Raw genomic sequence first — 22,169 nt, 5'->3', positions numbered from 1 at the left:
GCGTTCCACGGCGTGGCGCGTTATTCGTTTTCCCGCACAATAACAACAACGCGTCAGCTCACCTGCGCTTTTGTATGACGCTAAAAAAGATGGACGTTGATCCATCTTTTTTTAACGCACTAAAGTTAGCAACCACGGCGTTACAAAACCTTCGATCACCGCTGCCAAGATTAAGCCCGGTATGATGATGAGCAAATATTGACGCACCAACGGACCGACAAATGATCGCCACGACAATTGGCCGATCCAATCATAGCGGCGCGCCCGCCAATTTTTGGTACGGCTACGCATATAATAATTAAGCTGACTGGCTAGTGCCAGCGCCAGTGCAAAACAAGAAATTTCAAAGATCCCGTGGGGCAATAATCCGGTGAGAATCAACAACCCAGTATTGGTCTGATGACCGCTAATATACAGCACTAAACCGATACTGGCCGCTGTACCAACAAGGTTCAACCAGTAAAGTAATGGCACCGGAATCAGCGCTAGCAAGAAAACGACCCCAACCGCCCGCTCATTGTGCCAAGCAATCTGCAGAAAGGTTTGCCAAGTGGAATTACTTTTGATGCCACTTAAGGAAGCACGTAACGCCTGTTTTAAGGGTGTGATATCTGGTTTAAACCAAACTAACAGCCCATAAACTAAGGCCGCTACAAGGATTAGGACCACCCAGGCAGCCACGAAGTTGTCCCGTATTTGTCGCCGGCGCCATTGCTTCAGCGCGGTTGTGTTATCCATGGGTCACCTACTTATCAGTTTTAGGGAGTTGATTATTGCGATCAGTTTTGACCACCAACACATCAGTCACGGCACTGCGATTAACGTAAGCAGCTACTGAACCGATCAGCATCCGTTCCACCGCATTTAAACCTGTCGCCCCGATCATGATCAGGTCATTCTTGTGCTCTTGGGGAAAATCACGGGCGATCACGGTTTTCGGATTACCAAAGCGAATATGGATATCCAGATTGTTAAAGCCCGTTTCCTTTGCGATTTGGGCCACTAATTTATTCAGATAAACCTTAACATCTTCCGACATTTTATAGATGACGTCGCCATCAACAAAGCTAGAATAGCTGACTTCAAATTGTTGCGTTGCTAATACGTCTAATACATCCAAATGCGCATCATTACGTTTAGCGACCTCAACGGCTTTAGCCAAGGCCAATTCAGCTTCTGTGGAACCATCCACTGGCACCAAAATATTCCGATATTCTTGTAGCATAACGATCATCCTCCTCAGTTTCTATACTGATGTTTCCACTTCTATTATAGTCCAAAATAATGTTTTATGCCGCTTAACAAATGTAAATCAAGCGCCGCGTGATTTGCCAAGCCACTTCCGCCTTTGATCCTAACTTTAATGGGCCAGCAGAATTGATTTTTAGAACGTTCTGCGGCCAGCATTTACGACCAACCAAAAAAGCATCCCCAATTGGGAATGCTTTTTTACTAGGCCATAACGCCTACGGTTTGTAAGATTAGATAAATGTTCAAAATGATCAAGATGATCGCAATGACCCACGCAATATATTTGACCCAAGTATGGTTCGCATTATCACCCATTAAATCTTTATTACTAGTGAAAATCACCAGCGGAATAATGGCAAAAGGTAAGGCAATACTCAAAAATACCTGCGAGAAAGTCAGTAGGTTTTCAATTCGTGCTTCATTCCCATGATAGTAAATTGCAAATGCCAGCACCGGCAATACGGACAATAACCGTGTCAGCAAACGCTGTGCCCATAACGGCATCTTCAAATGAATAAAGCCTTCCATAATGATCTGTCCGGATAAGGTTCCAGTGATCGTTGAGCTTTGTCCAGAAGATAGCAGTGCGATTGCAAATAAGCTACTTAGTAATGGACTCGCGATCGCGCCAACAATCTTTTTATCATTTAAAGCATTGAACAGGTCGACGAACCGACCCAATTCACTGTTAGTCCCAAAGAATAAAGCGGCGCCTAAGATCAACAGTAAGCTATTGACCACAAAAGCTAATGTTAATTGAATATTAGAATCAGCGACGGTAAAACGAATCGCTTGAGCTAAACTTTTCTTATCATGGCGATCGTACTTCCGTGTTTGTGAAATTGAAGAACCAAGGTATAAATTATGGGGCATCACTGTAGCGCCGACGATCCCTAATGACAAATACAGCATACCTTTATTAGTCATGATCGCACTAGTCGGTACATAACCAGCAAAGATCTGGGGAATATCCGGCCGCGCTAAAATAACTTCATAGGTGAAAACGATCAAAATAATTGCCACTAAACCGGCCACGATAGCCTCGATTTTGCGGAAACCCAACTTCATCAATAATAATAGTAGTAAAACGTCAAAAGCAGTAATAATGATCCCGACGATCAAAGGAAACCCAAACAGTAACTTCAACGCGATCCCAGAACCAATGATCTCGGCCATATCGGTGGCCATGATCGCCAATTCAGTGATGATCCACAAAAAGATTCCCATCCCTTTGCTAGTCCGTTCTCGGGTCAGCTGTGCTAGATCCTTACCGGTAACGATCCCTAACCGGGCAGCCATTGCCTGTAACAGCATGGCGATCAAACTAGAGATCAAAACGACCGTCAGTAACGTGTACTTATACTGCGCACCACCGGCAATTGATGTGATCCAGTTACCAGGATCCATATACCCTACCGCCACCAGTGTCCCTGGTCCAGTAAATGCGAGCAAGGTTCGCCAGTAACCGGCATTTTCCGGTACTTCGACACTACCGTTGACTTCATCCAAACTCTTGTTATCACTATCAGTGGTATACAAGAAATGTTTCTTCTCCCGCGGCGATTTCTTCGTTGGTTGTTGACTCATTTCAAGCCCTCTCTTCCAGTTTAATTTTCAATTGTATACAGTAGTGACGCTTGTGATAAAAGGCGCTGATCTTGTTTAGCGACTAACGTTCTATCACAAACACGCTACTGGATAGCTGAGTTAATTCCGAGTTACAGTGTACCGCTTTACCGGTGGATGTCAAACGGAGATTAAATTTTGATGCCTGATCAGTGGCTCTTTCATGAAAAATAAATGTATTTTTCAGAATTGCTTTTCCTGATCAGCCTGAATGGTTTAGTTACTTAGCCACCTCCAAATTTAGCACATAATTAATTGAATAGATAGTTTTGGCCCTTGACCCACTCTGTATTCTACACTAAAATCAGATAAAGTAAATAAAAAGTTTAGGTATGGTTAACTTTTTAAATATCAACTATAAAAGCAATTAAATAGCTTTCTTTTTCATGGTCTTTCCAGTACGCTAAAGAGTGGCCCCAAGGGTTTTTAATCTTAAACCGCCACTTGTAGCGGTTCATTTATAATAAAGGAGCTTGCCTATGCATAATCTAGCAATTTTTGCCGTTATCCTTGGTTTACTTGGCTTCATTGGCTTCATCTGGCAGGCGTTACGTTTACCTCGTCAGGATCGGTCATTAAGAAACGTTTTTAATATCTATGGATCTTGGCTAGTCAACCCGGTGAGCTGGCTTTTCATTATCTCTTTACTCCTGATCTTCTATATTTATTGGAATCGCTAGTAAAAAAAGAGCTTCAATCCGTTGACGTCAGGATTGAGGCTCTTTTTAACCACCATTAACTTGGACGATACCATAAAATAATTCCAGAAGATCACGCAGGTTCTTGGTGATCGATTTACCGTTTTCCCACTGATAGTTAGGGGTATCATGTAAATCAGTAACTAGTAGCGGTTGACTGGTGATGATCAGATCGGCCGGATAAGTGATACCGTCGATGATCTTCAGCGTATACGGGCTAAATGCCTTTAGACAATTGATCAAACGATTATGGATCGACGGATCAACCGATAACCATAGGCAAATCGTCAGTTCTTGGACCTCAACAAATGGGGCTAAGATCAAAGCCAGATTAGCCGTTAACAATTGCACCTGCCGTTCTGGTAACAACGGTAAACTCAAGCGAATAGCCTGCTTGATTTCCACCGTTTGTTGACTAGTTGGCGGATTCATTAAGGACCAAATCACTACTGGCAGATCAGTTGTAATGACATAGCTAATGCACGCATTTAAATAATTCACGAGCCCATTAAAATAATGAGTCGATGAAGTAAGGTTCAGATCCGCAATCAAACGTTCACTAAGTCCTTCAATTGTATGCCAATTAGCGATCTGCGCCGGCGGCCAAAAATAAGGCGAATGATATAAAATCTCATTAAGCCAAGTCAATTCCCGGCGTAACTCAAGCGTTGATAGTTGCATCGCCACCGCTAACTTATTTAATTCAGCAGAATCACTGATCTCCATTAGTTGAACATAGCCTAATTTACTTACTGTAATTCCCGACAAAATTCGCCCTAATGTTACCTGAATATACCCTAACTGCATCGCCTGCCGCGGCGTTTGTGCCGTCGTCGGCAAGTTGAAATAATGGGTCGCCGCTGGCATCCATTCAGCGATCTTAGGCGCCAAATCGACCATATCTTCGGCAACGTCAGAAAATAGATACCAATAAAAGACGCGGATCTGCCGTTCATCACCACGCAAACGCATATGACTTAAATCTAAACGAATAGCGCGCTGACTTAAAAACGCTTTGAGATTTTTTAGCCGCCGTTGCAGTGTTGACTGACTGATCTTCAACTTCGTCAAGACTTGCGCCAAGGAAGTGATCTCAACTTGATAAGTTGCATAAATAATTTGATACGCCACCGATTGCTTGATCAATAATTGGCGGTACCCACTGGCACTCATCGAGTAGCGCTGATCTGGTAAGGCATCCGCTGTTAGCTCGTCAGGCAACGAGCGAAAAGTGCGATAAAATTCGACATAACTCATGCCATCTTGTTCTGCCAAAGCGGCTAAGTTTAAATCGCCGGCAATGTTAGTGGCACGAAATACCTTCAGTTCACGCTGCTTTTGTGGTGTTAAAAATACGTTATCCAGCATTCGTCAATAATCACTCCTTCACTGTTGACCCCGCTCCTAGCCGCCGCTTTTAACGGTCGTTCAATCTATTAGCAATTAAAAATAAGAATGATAACCATATATCATTAATTATACATTATTTTTGCGGTCTAGTGGTTTAATTCTTGTGCTAACTAAATAATCTACTAAATTCAATAAAAAATTAACCCTTAATATTGCTACATTATTGGCAGCCGTTTTATTTTCTCATAAATCGGCCGCAATGATAAGTAGCTTGCTCTGTTTTATGCAAAATATGTATATAAAAAACCACTAAAGCCGCAGACAAATGCGGTCTCTAGTGGTTTACCCTATTTTTTATCTACTGAAGTTTTTTTTACGCGCCAATAATGAATGATCAAGGTCACCCCGATCGCCGTCAGTAAAATAGCGACAAACCAACTAGCGGGGATCTCAATATTAATTTGCGGAATCGCAATAAATAACTTAACGGCAATAATGGCGATCAAACAATAGGCCATCGGTTCCAGCTCAGGAATTCGCTGCATCACCCGTAAAATAAGCTGGGCCACACCCCGCATGACTAAAATACCGATCAATCCGCCGATCAACACGATGATCGGCTGACTGGAAACTGCCAAGGCCGCTAACACCGAATCAACAGAAAAGATAGCATCCATAAAAACGATCTGGATCACAGCCAGCCATAATTGACTGGCGCCACTACTCTGCTTATTTTGGCCGCCGCGCCGCTGATAAAAGAAGTGAACCGACAAATACATCAGGTAGATGGCACCAACAACTTTGACCCACCAGACTTTGATCAAAAAAGTCCCTAACCCGATCATCAAAAAGCGCATTACGTACGAGCCCCAAAGGCCATAGATCAATGCTTTTTCCTTTTGCCGCAGTGTTGGTAAGCTTTGCGTCTGGGCAGCTAAGACCACCGCATTATCCACTGACAATAAGCACTCGATCAAAATCAAGGAAAAGATCACGGCCCAATCAGCACCTGAACTTACGATGTTCTCCCAAGCGTGCACATCAAAAAACGGCCCGTAAAGCTTAACTACCCAGTCTAACATTTAGTGCCCTCGTTTCTGATTTCTATTCTGAATAATAGTGTAGCATATTTTTTCAGAAAACAAAGTGGAAGTCAGGTTATAGTTTGGCGAAGACTGGATAAACCGCCACATCCAATAAATGCTTATCAAAGGCAGCCCGCGCTTCGTTGGCGGTATTCAACTGACCAGTATAAATTGGCCGTTCCGTATCCAAGGCAAAGATCCGGAATAAATATTCATGATAGCCGGTATTTTGAACCGGTGCGATTCCTTGAAAACGGTGCATGGTCTGTTGTTGCTGGGGCGCGTCACTGGCGATCCGCTTGATCGTCGGTGCCAGTGGCAGCACCGTCCAATAACTGTAACCAGCCGCCAATGGGTGCTCATCAGTGAGAAATAGCGCCATCGACTTGGTTCCCGCTGGCACGCCGGCCCATTCTAGTGTGGGCAGTTGCGCCTGTCCACCAATATCCGCACCCATAAATTGCGGTGGCAAAACATTGAACGGGGCAAACTCCCGCGCAGCGATCTGAAACGTTTCGTTTTCTAGGCCTTCAAACACCAACATCCGATTATCATCAAACCATTCATAAATGTGCTGGGTCACCACGGCAACAAAGAAAGTGGTCACATAAATTTCCTGATTAGTCCCGAATGGCGCGGCGTCCAAGTGATAAGGTAGGCCGTTTAAACGCAACGTTTGTGCCCCAACAGTAAAATCAAATAAATTACCTTTGTAAGTGCCACTACCATTAAAGCCTTGCATCCGCAACGGCTGTTTAATTTCTTTGAACACCGTTTTTAAAGGAACATAAATTTGTGCATTCGACATGATGCCAGTTGCCGAGATTTCTAGATCATCGATCACGATTTTAACTGGTAAATTCCATTGATAGTAGCTCCGCAGGCGGGCTTCAATTGCTTCAGCCATTTTAGTCATCCTATTCTTAATTTAATTCTGGTTAAAAAGATCTGCCTTCATTATAAGCGATAGTATTCGGGCTTGCCTAGCGCTAGTTAGGAATTTAAGCTTTTTGTTGCAAATGTCAGTGCGTTCGGGCGCTAGCAACTAAAAAACTGCTACCACATTGTGCGGCGCAGTTTTCTAGTTGCCGGTTTAGCTTGGTACAAAATAAGGTGGTAGCCGCCTTTAACGTGTGGTCACTAACTTTCCGGTTAGGCCAACACTGTACCATTTGACGCAATCACCTGCTGGTACCAGTAAAATGAATCTTTACGCAAACGCTGCAGTGATCCTCCACCAGCATCATCTTGATCAACGTAAATGAAGCCGTAGCGTTTAGACATTTCTGAAGTACCGGCACTGATCAAATCAATGGGTCCCCACATGGTATAGCCCATTAACTCAACGCCGTCTTTGATTGCTTCCCGCATTTGAATGATATGTTGCCGCATATAATCGATCCGGTATTGATCATGAATTTTGCCGTCAGCAGTGACTTCATCCAATGCGCCTAGGCCATTTTCAACAACGAACAATGGTAGCCGATAACGATCCCAGAAGACATTTAACGCGATTCGCAGACCAAGGGGGTCGATCTGCCAACCCCAAGCGCTGGTTTCCAGATAAGGATTCTTCCCGCCAAAAGTCATATTTCCACTGGTTTTGACCGTCGCGTCTGCGGCAGAAGTGACCGTTGTCATATAGTAACTAAAACTTAAATAATCTACGGTTCCTGCTTTGATCACAGCTTCATCATCCGCGGCCATTTCGAGTGTGACCCCATGCTCAGCAAAGTACCGATTCATATACCCCGGATATTCACCACGCACTTGCACATCAGTAAAGAATAGATTCAGTTCATCTTCTAATTGTGCCGCCCGCACATCGGTTGGATTCGGGGTGTGCGGGTAAGTTTGGATCCGTGCCAACATGCAGCCGATCTTCGCCGCCGGGTCTAGCGCGTGACACTGCTGAACCGCAATCGCACTAGCCACAAATTGATGGTGCACGGCTTGATAATGTAATTGTAATTTAGCCGTTTCGTCCAATTCTTGATCAAGGGCACCGGTACCAACAAAGCCCCAAGTACTGGCATTGATCTCATTAAAGGTCAGCCAATACTTGACGATCCCACGATAACGTTCAAACACGACCTTAGTGTAGCGTGTAAAGGCCGCAATGGTGGCACGGCTCGCCCAACCATTATGCTTTAGGGTCAGCGCCAACGGCATTTCAAAATGAGAAAGGGTGACTACCGGCTCGATACCGTACTTATGGCATTCCGCAAAAACGTCATCGTAAAATTTCAGACCTGCTTCATTGGGCTGCGCGTCATCACCGTTCGGAAAGATTCGTGCCCACGCAATGGACAGCCGGAAAGCCTTAAATCCCATTTCTGCGAATAGCTTGATATCTTCGCGGTAACGATGATAAAAATCAATTCCGCGTCGTTTTGGGTAAAGCGTATCGGTTTTATCGACCATTGCTTTTCTAAGGGTAACTGCAGTCACCGCATTCATCGCCATTGGATCTTGTCGATCAGTTGCCTTTTGAACGACTTCGGCAGTGGTCAGCCCTTTACCATCAATGTTCCAGGCCCCTTCAACCTGATTGGCTGCGGTTGCGCCACCCCATAAAAATCCCTTGGGGAAACCAGTGGGTATATTTTTATGATACATAAGCTTTACCTTCCTTTTCTGATGTTTAATTTAATTCAAGCAATGGTTGGTCCCGCGTGATCTGACCGGCGGCGACGACTTTAACTTCGTGATAGTACTTAGCGTTGGTCACAATGATCGGCGTGATCACCTCGTAGCCAGCCGCCCGGATCGCAGCAATATCAAATTTCACCAGTGGCTGACCGGCCGCAACTTGTTCACCTCGTTTGACTAAGGTTTCAAAATATTGACCATCCAACTGAACTGTATCCATGCCAATGTGGATCAATAATTCAACATCGTCCACTGTATTCAAGCCGATCGCGTGCCCCGTTGGGAAAACTAAGCCGATGGTTCCTGCAGCTGGCGCCACCACTAACCCATCACTGGGATCAACCGCCACACCTTGGCCTAATGCACCAGAGGCAAACGCTTCATCCGTCAATTCTTTCAGTGGCAGGATCGTTCCGCTTAACGGACTGTTTAATTTAGTTGCCGGATGATACGTAACTTCTGGGTCAACGACTGCCGCCGGTGCTTGTGTGGTAACTGCTGCCAGAACAGCTCCGTCATTGACTGGTGCGACGGTAACCGTTTCAGCATTATCCACGCTTTTACGACCAAATAACAACTGCAACCCTAGACCTAGAACCATCGCCACTGCCATGGCTGCTATCAAGCCATAAACCGTTCCATCAACACCATTTTCACCAATAGCGCCAGGAATCGAGAAGATCCCCATACCGGCCATCAACCACAAGCGGGTACCAGCTAAACCGATCAAACCACCACCAATTGCGGCCGCGATACAACTGAGAATGAATGGCCGTTTACGTGGTAAAGTTAGTCCGTAGATCGCTGGCTCGGTAACTCCGAAAATACCGGAAATAAAGGCTGGAATACCAAGGCTACGTGTTTTAGGATCTTTCGTTTGGAAAATCATGGCTAAGACGACCCCAATTTGAGCAAATGACGCCGCCAACGACAGAATAAGGATCGTATCGAACCCTTGCGAGCCAACGTTGGCGATCGCAACGGCAACTAAGCCCCAGTGAAGACCGAACATCACTAATAGTTGCCAAGTCGCACCGACGATCAGGCCGGCAATAACCGGGCTAAAGCTATACAGAGCTACACAAGCCGCTGAAACGGCATCGCTGAGCCAAGTAGCGATCGGGCCGATCACCAAGAAGGTTGCTGGAATCGTGATCAGTAAAATGGTAAACGGGACTAAAAAGGTTTTGACCACATCCGGAATGATCCGTTTAGCCCACGTTTGCACCTTCGCCGCAAACCAAACTGCTAAAATAATCGGAATCACTGACGACGTGTAATTCATCATAATAACCGGAATGCCCAGGAAGGTTACGTGGATTGGAGCTTCAAAGAAGGTACCGCTAAATAACGTGTACAAAACAGAATCACTACTGGTCAAAGCAACGATCTCGGGATAACATAAGGCAGCCCCGATCGCAACACCAATAAAGGTATCCACCTTAAATTTTTTGGCTGCCGCAATACCTAAAATAATCGGTAAAAAGTAGAAAAAGCCATCACCAATTGCGTATAAAATCTTATAAGTACCCGATTCGGCTGTGAGCCAACCAAAAGAAAGGGCCATCGCAACAAAACCTTTGATCATCCCTGCAGCGCATAAAGGCCCTAAGATCGGGGCAAAAATACCTGAGATCAAGTCAATGAAGCGATCCAGCAAACTCATCTCACGCTGGTCCTCAGGAGCTTCAACCTGATTATCCAACCCAGCCATTTTAACTAATGTTGCGTAAACATCGGCAACATGATTACCGATCACGACTTGATATTGCCCACCGGACTTCACCACAGTCAGCACGCCAGCAGTATTTTTCAACACATCATCGCTGGCTTTTTGTTCATTCTTCAGCTTAAAGCGTAGCCGTGTTGTGCAGTTAACAACACTGCTAATATTATCCCTGCCACCAACACCGGCAATAATTGCTTTACTTAATTCTTCATAAGCCATTTTACTTCCTCCCTATTCTTGAATTATGTTGCAACGAACAAATGAGAAAAAGAAAACCCAAATATCACGCTGCTGGCACTTGGCCACACAACTTAGATATTTGGGTTAATGCCTGAATAAGTTCAGTAACACACCTTTAGTTTTTAAACGCTGACTTGACTTGGGACCGGACGGTTAGCACAACGCAAGCACTGAGTTTGGGCACCTGCAACATGTTCCGCCACTGCAATAAAGCGTTGCTCGACTTGGGTCTCATCAATTGGTTCACCATACTTTTTGCCAAAACCGATCCCGTTACCAATAACGACCCAAGCAATATTTAATTGATCCTTGACTAAAGCAACGTTGTTATTGAAGTTTTTAACGAAGTACATGCGCATTCCCCCAAGCAAACAGTTTTTAGCGACTGATATCCTAGTTCCTATATTATAGAGGTTGCCAAGGGCTAGCAATAATAACGCCTGCTATTTTTTAGCGCCGTTACCTTAAGCCTGTTTTAAGTTCATCCCTTTATAGTCAGGTTCATCAACTAAAGGGAGCTGATCATTATGAAAAAACACATGGTCTTAAGTGCAATTATCGGTTTAAGTTTACTTGGCAGTATGCCGCATTCACCGGTTCAAGCAGCCGTCGTCACCACCAGCACTGCTCCAGCGATAACCACAACGACTTTGAACGCCAAACCAAACCCTAGCGTCAATCCTGATAGTGGTCTGACCACCACCAATGAAGCCGTCGTTTACACCACACAAACAACGGCCGCTACCATTGAAGTTAGCGGCCGCACTAAAGTCATTTAGAAGAATGTTTTACTGACCACGATCACGAAAGCAAGTAAGACAAAGGAACTGATCGTCGCGGCACCAAAGGCTTTACCGCCACGTTGGAGAATGACCCGAAAATTAACGCTCATGCCCAACGCGGCCATGGCCATCCCGAGAAATAGGTAAGCTAGCTTGACCAACGCGGCTAAAACCGCCGCACCTAATGGCAAAAAAGTCCCCACAATGCTGGCCAGAATAAAACCACCCATGAACCACGGAATTGGTAATTTATGTTGACCATCAGCACTACCGATATGATTTTTGCGATGATACCAAAGACCGATGATCAAGGCCGCTGGTGCTAGCAGCAAAACCCGGGATAATTTGGTAATGATCGCAGTATCCAGACTCACTGGTCCACCGGCGCTACCTGCAGCGACAGCATGCGCAATTTCATGTAGTGAACCGCCGGTCATTACCCCAAATTGTTGCGGCGTCATATGTAAAAGCGGCTTTAATCCTAAATCGATCAGCGTAAAAACAGTTCCTAAAATAGCTACGATCGCGACTGCCAACACTTCATCCTCACGTTTTTGCTCTTCTTGTTCTGGCGTAACTGGCAATTGTGGCGAGATCCCCATAATCGCGGCGGCACCACAGATTCCGGTCCCGCTAGCGGCTAAAAGCGCTAATTGTTGGTTGACGCCAAATTTACGGGCTAAATTATAGGTCAACAAGATCGTGCCTGTCACCACAAAAATTGCCAATAGGATCGTTTTGACCCCAGCTTGGGCCAAATCAACTAAATTAAGCTTAAAGCCCAATAAGATGATCCCTAAACGAAGAAACTTATTGGAAATAAAGCCGATCCCAACTTTGGCTTGATTCACCACCGGCTGAAAAAGTTGTAACACCATTCCTAACACCAAGGCCAGCACCAAGGCGCCGATAACCTGTAAATACGGAAAACTGGCTAAAAAACTACCCAACAACGAACAGAACAAAGTCAGCGCTACAGCTAAATAAAAGCGACTTGACTTAAACAAAGCTAACATCGTAAAATCCCCTTCCTGATTCATTAAGCTTACCAGTTAAACTTTATAAGAAAAAATTAGTAATTATTGTAAGCCTATAAAATTTATTTATAATAAAGGTAAACCACTAATGAAAATCGAGGTTGGCTAACGATGTTAGACAAGAAAATGCATACTTTTGCTTTACTGGCGCAAACTAAATCTTATACGGTTACTGCACAGCGGCTTTATTTGACCCAACCGGCGGTCACCCAACAGATCAAAAGCCTGGAAAGCGAGTTAGGCCTGCAATTGGTTAGCTATCAACACGCGCATTTAACGATCACCCCGGCAGGCCAACAATTAGCTAGTTACATCAACAAGATCGATCACGAAAGCCAGAAGTTGTTGACCCAACTTAAATTGCCTAACCAGCAAACACCGATCAGGCTAGGTTGCACCCGTTCGCTAAGTTCTTTTCTATTGACCCATGTCTTACAGCAATTACATGCTAAAAGTCAGCAGATCCGCTGTCAGATCGCCAATACCGACACAATTTTAAAAGCATTAACCGCTGGTAATATTGATTTCGGTCTAGTCGAAGGTAATTTTGATAAAACACGCTTTGCCTTTGTCACCTTGCGCCAAGAACCTTTTATTGGTATCACCTATGCGGATAATCCTTTACTTACTGGGCAACCCCTGACTTTGGCCCAATTACTTTCACAAACCTTGCTAGTTCGTGAGCCAGGTTCAGGAACCCGAGAAATTTTTCAGAATTGGTTAACCATGCACAATGCTCAGATCAAAGATTTTCAGCAAGTGATCGAGATCGCGACGCCAACGCCGATCATTCAATTATTGACCACCGGTTGCGGGATCAGTTTTATGTACCGCTCATTAGTCAGCGCCGAATTAGCCAGTGGTCAACTCGTCCAATTACCAGTACGCGGTTTCGAGCTCCAGCATGAGATCAATTTAGTTTATCTGAAAAATAGCTATTTTGCCGCACAATATCAGGCCATCGCGGCGCACGTATGAAAATGAGCATAAAGCCAACACACAATAGCGCCAGTAAAAGTAGTCAAGCAGCTACTTTTACTGGCGCTATTTGTTTGTCTCGTTTAAGTAAATGATCTATTTACGGATCAATGTTGTGCCACGTACTGATCGAGTTCGGCTAAATACAAGGCCTTTTGTTCAGCACTGATCCAGGCAGTGGTAAATGAATTGCGCGCCAACTGCACGACTTGTGCTTTCGTCAACGCAAATTTTTCGGCTAACGCGTAATAATTATCAGCGATATACCCACCAAAATAAGCCGGATCATCGGAGTTGATCGAAACCGGCACGTTTTTTGCCAAAAGGGCCAAAACTTCTTTACCTTTCATTTCGGGACTAACAAAGGCATTAGATAAGGGACAGGAAGTTAAACCGATCTGTTGCTTCGCCACAAAATCGACTAAGTCAGGGTCTTCAACAATATTGGTTCCATGATCCAAACGCTCAACACCAATGATCTCCAGTGCTTGGCGAATATGGTCGATCGATTCCTTTTGGTCCACATCAGCGTGCATTGTAATGTGAAAACCATTAGCGACAGCATCTTCAAATTGGCGGGCGAACTTTAATGGCGGATTATTATGTTCATCAGAATCTAAACCGATACCCAAAATTTTATCCCGGTAGTCTAACGCGGTCAGCAATGTTTGCCGCGCCGATTCTTTCGAAAAATCACGCAAGAAACACATGATCAACGCTGCATCAATATTCAATGCGCGCGCATCAACGACTGCACGATACAGCCCGTTGATCACTGTGGCAAAGGCGACGCCGCGACTTGTGTGGGCCTGGGGATCGAAGAAGATCTCCACGTGACGAACATTGTTGGCAGCAGCGCGTTTAAGGTAGGCAAAGGCGAGATCATAAAAGTCCTGCTCCTGCTGAAGAACAGCCATACCGGGATAATAGACCGCTAAAAAAGAAGCTAGATCCGTATACTGATAAGTGGCCTGTACTTCTTCGATCGTGCTTTGACCAATGTCGATCTGATTGCGTTTGGCCAATGCCAATTTTAATTCTGGTTCTAAAGTACCTTCAATATGAACATGTAATTCGGCTTTTGGTAAACCCTGCGTAAATTCACGTGTAACTGCTGTTGACATTATGAATAGCCTCCATTGTGATTTAACGTTCGTTTTTAATGAATATATCAATATGATATCACGGTAATTAAACTTGTCAATCACAAAAACACGAATTATAGGCTTGATTATTTCCATTTCATGTGCCATAATTTTAGCCATATTAAACGTTGAGGTGACTGACATAATGGATGAAAGTACGAACAATAGTAATGGATCAAATTGGTTAAATCGGATATTCCACCTTTCCGAACAGCAAACAACGGTTAAACGTGAAGCTTTAGCCGGTACGACCACCTTCGTCTCAATGGCCTATATTCTATTCGTTAATCCCAGTATTCTTGGTGCTGCCGGGATGAATAAAGGCGCGGTCTTTACGGCAACTGCCTTATCCGCGATCATTGGCTGCCTTTTAATGGCTTTTCTCGCCAACTACCCGATCGCAATTGCACCAGGTTTAGGTGACAATGCCTTCTTTACATATTCAGTGGTGTTGGCGATGGGAATTTCTTGGCAAAAAGCCATGGCCGGTGTTTTCGTTGCCGCGATCCTTTTTACCTTACTTTCTTTATTTAAAATTCGGGAAATCGTCATTGACGCCATTCCCCATGATCTAAAGCTAGCCATGGCGGCGGGGATCGGGATCTTCATTGCCTTCGTTGGTTTACAAGGTGGCGGCCTAGTTGTCGCAAATAAATCTTCCTTAGTTGGCATTGGCTCCTTAACTGTTCCAACCACTTGGTTAACGATTTTCGGTATTTTCGTGATCGCCATTTTAATGGCTAAAAAAATTCCGGGCTCAATTTTTATCGGTATTATCGCCACTACGATCCTCGGTTTAGTTACCGGCTTGATCAAAATGCCGACCCAGATCATTTCCTTAGCACCTAGCCTGAAACCAACTTTTGGAGTGGGTATTACCCATCTACCATCAATGGCGGATCCACAAATGTGGGCTGTCGTCTTGATCTTCCTGTTAGTTGCTTTCTTCGATACTGCTGGTACCTTGATCGGTTTAGCCCAACAAGCTGGGATCATGAAAAACAATAAAATGCCGCGGATCGGCCGCGCTTTGATGGCTGATTCGCTATCCATGTTAGCGGGCTCTGTCATGGGAACTACACCCACAGCTGCCTACGTTGAATCTTCGGCCGGCATCGCCATCGGTGGCAGAACTGGTCTGACTGCTTTAGTGACTGCGATCTTTTTCGCATTTAGCATGTTATTTTCACCACTTTTAACCGTCGTTACCGATCAGGTCACCGCCCCAGCTCTGATCATCGTCGGTGTTTTAATGGTTTCGGCCTTACGGGATATTCAGTGGGATAAGTTTGAGGTCGCTGCCCCAGCCTTTCTAACGGTGATCGGTATGCCGCTAACTTATAATATTTCCTACGGGATCGCCTTTGGCTTCTTGACTTACCCAATTCTGATGACTGCAGCTGGCCGCCGCAAAGAAGTTAATTACATCATGTGGCTCCTGCTCGTTGTCTTCGTCATTTTGCTCTATGTGTTGAATATTTTGCCCTAATTAGACGTGTGACCTGATCCCTTCACGCTGATTTTGAACTCACCTAAGAAAACGGAGGAATAACTTTTGTTAACTACAGCAGAATTAAGTCGTTACATTGATGCCGGTGCCGCTAAGCAGGCCGCTGATTTGGTGATCGAAAATGGTACCTTAGTCAACGTTAATACCGCCGAATACTACCCTGCCAACATCGCCATTTATAAAAGTAAAATCGTTGCCGTGGATCCAGATGTGACGGCCTATGTTGATGAGCACACCCGGCACATTGACGCCAGTGGTCAATATTTAGTTCCTGGTTTGATCGACGGTCATATTCATGTGGAATGCAGCAAATTAAGTATGACCCGCTTTGCAGAAGCTGTGGTTCCCCACGGCACTACCAGCATCGTCTCTGGCTTAGACGAATATATTTCCGTGATCGGCTTAACCGATCTAACCGAGATCTTTACTGAGATCACTGCCAGCGCGCTTAAAGTATTCTGGGGGCTACCTTATAAAACGCCCTACACAATTCCCAAATCCACGATTGCTTATAACGTGACCCCTGCCGATCACGAGCGCTACCAACAAGCAGAAAATTGTTACGGAGTCTGGGAAACGGTGCGTGAGGCCGTTCAAACTAAGGATCCTGCCACATTAGCCGCCTTGATCACGGCGCAACGTTACCACCAACCTATTTTCGGTTGCGCCCCGATGGCTACTGGCCGAGCCCTAAATCAATTTTTAATGAGCGGCGTACGTGTCGATCATGAAAGCTACAGCCACCAAGAATTTTTGGAAAAGGCACGTAAAGGTGTCCACGTGGTGATCCGCGAATCATCCGTCACCAAATTTCTCAGTGAGAATATCAAAGCATTAACGGAAAATGCACCGGGAATGGCGCGCCACACAAGCTTTTGCACCGATGACGTCACCGCGCGTGATATATTAGCACACGGGCATTTAGATCATATGGTGCGTTTGGCCATTAACGCAGGCGTTGCCCCAATGACCGCGATCCAAATGGCAACGATCAATAGCGCCGAAGCTTACCAGATCGACGATCAAGTGGGCTCGATCGCGCCAGGTAAAGCCGCCGATATTTTATTAGTTGATCAACCTGGTAGCTTCAACATCGAAACGGTCATTAGCAAAGGCCAAGTCATCACGAAGCAGCAAAAAGTAGTCAGCGACTTTATTCCCCCGAAGCGGAGCCCACAACTTCAAGGCCAGCTTAAATTAACCCCTTTAGCCGCTGCTGATTTTGCTTATCAAGTCGATCAAGCACAAGGGCATGCGGAAGTTGCTACCATTAAAAGTATCGGTCCCTTTGTTCGCAAACAACGGAACGTGACCTTAACCATTAAAAATCACGTTGTGCAACCCGATCCTGCTCAAGATGTGGCCAAAATTTCAGTGATCGAACGCTACGGCATCAATGGCAATCACGCCCGCGGGTTTATTTCCGGCTGGTCATTACAGGCTGGCGCCATCGCGACCTCAGCCTCACCGGACGATAATAATTTAGTTGTTGCCGGGGTTAACACTGCCGATATGGCCCTGGCGGCTAACACCCTGATCAAAGTTGGTGGTGGTCAAGTTGTGGTTAAAGACGGCCAGATCTTAGCGCTACTAGAATTGCCGATCGCCGGGATCGTGACGGACCTAACCCCGCCAGCCCTAGCAGCTAAAGAAGTAGAATTAAAACACGCAGCAGAACAATTAGGTAGTCACTTACCAGATCCATTGTTCTACCTATCATTCTTACCGATCACAGCGATCCCTGATCTTGCCATCACTGATGGCGGTAACGTTGATTACACTAAATTACAATATTTTGACCCAATTTTAAGTCAGACCAAGTAGACCTGAAATAGACGGCGGTGACATTGCTAATCATGTCACCACCGCCTATTTTTTAGCGCTTATTTGAACGTCCCTAATATTCATCGCCGCGCCCAGTCCAATTTGATCATTCCACACCATTAGTCCACGAATACGTGATCGTAGCATGGTAATCACCTGGTTGAATCGCATTCCCTGCTAATTGAAGCTGAATATTTTTGAAAGTATAGGCCATACTGGTTTGCTTGTCGGCATAATCGTAACTAAGCAACTTATTGGCACTGCCACCAGCGGTAAAAACAGCACTATTTAATGCTGGTGTGCCAAAATCAATTTTGGCCGTTTCTCCGGTGAGTTGACGACTGCCAGCAGCAAACGCGCTAAGCTGGGCAGTGATCGTCCACGGTCCTGGCGTTACCCGATTATCAGTAACCAGCAGAGTTTTATCCCCATCAATATTCTTGTACACCCCGGGTGTGGCAGCATGAGTGCCAAATTCTAAATTAGTCGGCGGTGTTATTTCCACACTTCCAGTCGTAGCCGCCGGTAATAACGTCACCTTATTAGTGGCGCCAACATAGGCACTTTGGTCCATCAATACGTCAGCCGGGGTCAGTCCCAAAGTTGGTAGCGCCTCAACCGCTTGGACCTGATATTTGACTACCACTTTATCGCCCTTAACAATTGGCCCCGGCCACACAATATTGAAGTACCCAGCCAGCGGCACAACTTGGGCAGTCACCACCTTACCATTGACGGTGACCGTTGGCGTACCAACTTGTTGCAACTGCGCGGCTAGCGGCACGACCACGATCGGGGTGGTAATCGTTTGGCTTCCATTATTTGTAAACACGGCAACCATGGTTAGTGTGTCACCGGTTTGATCGTTGCCAGCGGTCGGTCCATGAACATATTGCTGCGTCAATTGATTACCATTATTCGCAATATATTTCTGTGCCGTGACCTGATAGTCAACTGAGTCATCGACGACATAAACGTTGATGACTGCTTTGGCGCTAGCATTGGCAATAAGCGTTTCCCCATTGGCTAATTTAAGTGCCGGTCGTTGGATCGTTGCGGTGATGGTGTGCAGACCACTCACTGTTCCAGCACTACCTAAATTCAACGTTGCGGCTTTAACACCACTAGTAACCGCCAAACTAAATGTTTTATTATCCGTTGTTTCTACCTTAGCAAAGTCATTCAGTGTATTACCTGATTTGTCATCGCTGGCACTGAGTGTATCAGTATTGGCATAATCGTCGGCCCACGTTCCTTTTAGCGTCACCGTTTTACCGGCCGTTATTTCACTTTTTTTGATGTAATACACATTATCGCTATTCCAATTGATTGTTGGCGCTGCTGGCAGGTTGGTTTGAGTGAAGAACAATGGCGCCCCTAAGATCGGGATCGCCGTACCGGCCGTACTTGTACTAGTTCCTGTGTAATAAAGGTAGTTCTTATTAGCGGTGGTATCAGTTGTCGGTAAGGTCAGGCTGGGATCCGTACTAGGTGCGGCCTGGCCTGCAGTAGCTGCGGTATAGGCCTTAGTTGTTAGCGTCGCCTTAGTATTCAGTATTTTGTCAGTCGCCGCAGTTGTCGCATCACCAGTTGTGGTATCAAAATAATCCACGACCCGGGCAAAGCGATCAGTCCCAACGGCACCTAATATTGGCGCGGTGGTGCCAGAATAATCAGTCCCAGCAACGTCACTTCCCTTACCCTTTGTCACCAGGATACCGTCAGTCAGTGCATTTAAAGTCACCGTTCGATCAGTTAAGGTATCGGCTAACGAAATATTATTTAGTCGTGTTTTAACGCCGCCAACTGATTCCCACGCTGAGGTCGCTGTATTCAATGACTGCTTTGTATCCCAAGGGCTAACGTAAGCATTCCAGGAAGTCATATTAGTGGTGAGGGTACTTGCTAACGGCGTGGCCGCTGGGTCAACCAATGCATATTCCAATGGGGTCTTCCCAGCGGTGGTGCGACTAGCGCTACTAGAAAAGGGATCCTTCAATTGATCGGTGCCGTAAACACCGATCTTCATAGCAAACAAGCCGTCAGCTCGAGGTGATGGCGGTAACTTACCGGCGGTCAATTGCTTATTAGGTGAATGATCAGCGACATTCCCCTGATATTTAGCCACATCAACATAGAAGTTGATATTAGCAGTTCCTTGAATATTACTAAAGCCTAAGGCACTAAAGTTTTTGACCATTGCAAAGCTCCAACCAATATCACCTTGGGCTTGCATCGCACTCCCATAATTAATTAGGCTCGGTGAAAGGCTAGGATTAAAAAGCACGCTGAAGCCATAATCATAGCCACCCGGCACAACTAAGCCCGCCCCATTCGTTTTACTGGTAACACCGGCTGTGGCCAATGCAGTTGGCTTCAACTGATTGCCGGCTGAAGTCATATTATTAGCTAAATCAGTTTGATCTTGGCTGCGCATCATTTTTAAATAGGCCGAAGAGCCACTGGTCACCGCCTGGATCGGAATGCCTTTAACTTTTAAATAGAATATATTTTTATTATCGGGATCTAAATAAACGTGGTGATCAAATTGCATTGGGAAGTTAGGCGTTCCGATCAGCCCACTTAAGGGCGGGCTTAACGTAAGCGAGAAATAAGCTTTATCCCATTTGATCGCATCTTGCAACTGACTAGCATCAACATCAGTTGGCAAAGTTACTTTGACCATCGCCCCATAATTACCTGCTTCGACTTCTTTAATATCCAAACTAGATTTAATATTTGCGGTAAAACCTAGTGTGCCCGCTACCTTAATGTACCCACCTGTATAAGGCGGGTTGCCGTTGGTCATTAAACCATTAGTGATATTAAGTTTAGCACCGGTTCCACTACCCGCTTCCAAATTATTATTGCTATTGTAAGTCGTATCAGCATTATATTGTGTCGTCAAATTAGCACTATTGAAAGCCAAACTAACGCCTGATTCATCACTTAGTGACGTTCCCCCTTGTGTCGCGCTCCCAGTTTTCATGGTCATGCCAGTTGTGCTTGTATAATTGTTATTATCAAAGCTGGCAGTCCCACTACCAGTATTATCATAGACCGTCACTGCTGCTTGAACGTTAACGCCGGCCCATAGCAACACCGCAAAACCAGAAATAATTAGCAGTCCAAATTTCAACCGTGATTTAACTTTTATCATTATCATGGCCTCCTCGTGCCTTTTGCCGGTGGCGCGGTCCGCCAATACGGCCCTGACGATAGCCCCAATAAATTAAAATCATTGCGCTTAATAAGCCTAATGCCGCCATAATCCCATAAAACCACCAATTAATTGCTTGCGCTTTTAAGGCTGGCGCAGTCGAACTAAGTTGTTGGCCGGCAGTCACGTGAAATTGCTTAGTCAATACCTGTGCATATCCATTTCGCCCAGTTAACCGCACTTGTAGCTTATAATGACCTGGCGCTAGTGTTTTAGTGGGCATAAAATAATTAAATTCTGAATGCGGCGCCATTTGTAATTGGTGTTGTTGGTAGTGCGCGCTTGCTTTATCAGCACCACGTTTAGTCACAGTTCCGGTAAAAGTCATTTGACTGACAATGGCCGCCTGCGTATTTTGTAGCTGCACACGGATACCGGATTTTCCTAACTGTACACCTGGTAAAATACGTTTGAGCTGCACTTTAGGCATTACCGGTGTGGCATTATGCCGTAATACCACGCTTAAATTATAGGCCACCTGGCTTTGTACCCCAGCACTGCCGGCACCGACCACCGCCACTGAACGAATACCACCGAGAATCAGCCCGTTAAATGGGGTAGCCGGCATTTTAACTTTAAACGTGACCTTGGTGGCCTTACCAGCCGCAACACTAACGGTTTGCGTGCGCCGACCCTGCACTAACTTGCTGAAACGCAATGCTTGCGGCGAATTTAACGTTTTGACTGCAGCATGATCGTAGCTGATCAAGCCACTATTGGCGGTATAAGCATCATTGGCACTGACGGTCACCTGCTGCGCTTGTGCCGCATGATTGGTCACGATCACGGTCAGTGGCTGCACACTATTTTCCGGCGCCGTTAAATCAAAGTAAGTGACGTTAGCGTTGGTTTGCGTGACCGGTAGCTGTGCCGTCAACGAATAGCTGTTGCGTACCTTAGCAGTGACTGACTGTGCCCCAATACTCAAACTGGCCACCAACCCCAGCAACATTAAACCAACCCTTCGCCAGCTCCACTTATTCACTGCGATCATCCTTTCCAAAAGCAGCCGTCGCTTACACTGTTAACTTTATTTTCTACC

At 45.5% G+C, this 22,169-nt stretch carries 17 protein-coding genes; 4 read left to right on the top strand and 13 right to left on the bottom strand.

From position 1 onward, the window contains the following. Positions 1-111: 111 nt before the first annotated feature. From FFM78_RS00710 to FFM78_RS00665, 9 genes are all read right to left on the bottom strand, one after another. The gene (locus FFM78_RS00710) at positions 112-738 is read right to left on the bottom strand and encodes a stage II sporulation protein M (RefSeq protein ID WP_137636517.1); all 627 of its coding nucleotides are present in this window, start codon (positions 736-738) and stop codon (positions 112-114) included. A gap of 7 nt (positions 739-745) precedes the next feature. Then, positions 746-1,225, bottom strand: coding sequence for a universal stress protein (locus FFM78_RS00705; RefSeq protein WP_137636516.1), 480 nt, complete (start codon positions 1,223-1,225; stop codon positions 746-748). Between the two features lie 227 nt (positions 1,226-1,452). After that, on the bottom strand, positions 1,453-2,838 hold the full coding sequence (locus tag FFM78_RS00700) for an Nramp family divalent metal transporter (protein ID WP_137636515.1): 1,386 nt from the start codon (positions 2,836-2,838) through the stop codon (positions 1,453-1,455). A 764-nt stretch (positions 2,839-3,602) separates the two neighbouring features. Beyond that, the gene (locus tag FFM78_RS00690; RefSeq protein ID WP_137636513.1) at positions 3,603-4,943 is read right to left on the bottom strand and encodes a helix-turn-helix domain-containing protein; all 1,341 of its coding nucleotides are present in this window, start codon (positions 4,941-4,943) and stop codon (positions 3,603-3,605) included. 329 nt (positions 4,944-5,272) lie between these two features. Further along, positions 5,273-6,007: a TerC family protein gene (locus tag FFM78_RS00685; RefSeq protein WP_137636512.1), complete on the bottom strand. Its 735-nt coding sequence runs from the start codon at positions 6,005-6,007 to the stop codon at positions 5,273-5,275. Between the two features lie 76 nt (positions 6,008-6,083). Beyond that, positions 6,084-6,917 carry a YbhB/YbcL family Raf kinase inhibitor-like protein gene (locus FFM78_RS00680; protein ID WP_137636511.1) on the bottom strand — a complete coding sequence of 278 codons (834 nt, stop codon included), beginning with the start codon at positions 6,915-6,917 and terminating at the stop codon, positions 6,084-6,086. Positions 6,918-7,162: 245 nt separating this feature from the next. Beyond that, complete coding sequence (locus FFM78_RS00675; protein WP_137636510.1) at positions 7,163-8,629, bottom strand: glycoside hydrolase family 1 protein; 1,467 nt, start codon at positions 8,627-8,629, stop codon at positions 7,163-7,165. A 25-nt stretch (positions 8,630-8,654) separates the two neighbouring features. Continuing rightward, positions 8,655-10,610 (bottom strand): beta-glucoside-specific PTS transporter subunit IIABC, encoded by a 1,956-nt coding sequence (locus FFM78_RS00670; RefSeq protein WP_137636509.1) that lies wholly within the window; start codon positions 10,608-10,610, stop codon positions 8,655-8,657. A 143-nt stretch (positions 10,611-10,753) separates the two neighbouring features. Further along, a complete protein-coding gene (locus FFM78_RS00665; protein WP_137636508.1) occupies positions 10,754-10,984 on the bottom strand; it encodes a CAT RNA binding domain-containing protein in 231 nt (76 codons plus the stop codon). A 174-nt stretch (positions 10,985-11,158) separates the two neighbouring features. Here FFM78_RS00665 and FFM78_RS00660 point away from each other — a divergent pair, with 174 nt between their 5' ends. Then, entirely contained in the window at positions 11,159-11,410 is a 252-nt protein-coding gene (locus tag FFM78_RS00660; protein ID WP_137636507.1) for a hypothetical protein, read from the top strand. Here FFM78_RS00660 and FFM78_RS00655 read toward each other — a convergent pair. After that, entirely contained in the window at positions 11,407-12,429 is a 1,023-nt protein-coding gene (locus FFM78_RS00655) for a YeiH family protein (RefSeq protein WP_137636506.1), read from the bottom strand. The two genes, FFM78_RS00660 and FFM78_RS00655, sit on opposite strands and share 4 nt — an antisense overlap. 132 nt (positions 12,430-12,561) lie before the next feature. Here FFM78_RS00655 and FFM78_RS00650 point away from each other — a divergent pair, with 132 nt between their 5' ends. Beyond that, entirely contained in the window at positions 12,562-13,428 is an 867-nt protein-coding gene (locus tag FFM78_RS00650) for a LysR family transcriptional regulator (protein WP_137636505.1), read from the top strand. Positions 13,429-13,535: 107 nt separating this feature from the next. Here FFM78_RS00650 and add read toward each other — a convergent pair whose 3' ends face one another. After that, positions 13,536-14,552, bottom strand: coding sequence for an adenosine deaminase (gene add, locus FFM78_RS00645; RefSeq protein ID WP_137636504.1), 1,017 nt, complete (start codon positions 14,550-14,552; stop codon positions 13,536-13,538). 166 nt (positions 14,553-14,718) lie between these two features. Here add and FFM78_RS00640 point away from each other — a divergent pair, with 166 nt between their 5' ends. Both FFM78_RS00640 and FFM78_RS00635 read left to right on the top strand, forming a co-directional pair. Next, complete coding sequence (locus tag FFM78_RS00640) at positions 14,719-16,062, top strand: NCS2 family permease (protein ID WP_137636503.1); 1,344 nt, start codon at positions 14,719-14,721, stop codon at positions 16,060-16,062. 66 nt (positions 16,063-16,128) lie between these two features. Continuing rightward, positions 16,129-17,907, top strand: coding sequence for an adenine deaminase C-terminal domain-containing protein (locus FFM78_RS00635; RefSeq protein ID WP_137636502.1), 1,779 nt, complete (start codon positions 16,129-16,131; stop codon positions 17,905-17,907). 106 nt (positions 17,908-18,013) lie between these two features. Here FFM78_RS00635 and FFM78_RS00630 read toward each other — a convergent pair whose 3' ends face one another. Further along, positions 18,014-21,067 (bottom strand): hypothetical protein, encoded by a 3,054-nt coding sequence (locus tag FFM78_RS00630; protein ID WP_137636501.1) that lies wholly within the window; start codon positions 21,065-21,067, stop codon positions 18,014-18,016. Beyond that, on the bottom strand, positions 21,054-22,112 hold the full coding sequence (locus FFM78_RS00625; protein WP_171001800.1) for a WxLIP family cell surface protein: 1,059 nt from the start codon (positions 22,110-22,112) through the stop codon (positions 21,054-21,056). Before FFM78_RS00625 ends, FFM78_RS00630 begins: the two co-directional genes overlap by 14 nt. Positions 22,113-22,169: the final 57 nt, after the last annotated feature.

This window comes from Loigolactobacillus binensis (assembly GCF_005405165.1).
Lineage (GTDB): Bacteria > Bacillota > Bacilli > Lactobacillales > Lactobacillaceae > Loigolactobacillus > Loigolactobacillus binensis.
The sequence above is the reverse complement of the archived record's forward strand: the minus strand, read 5'-3'. Positions and strand labels throughout refer to the sequence as shown.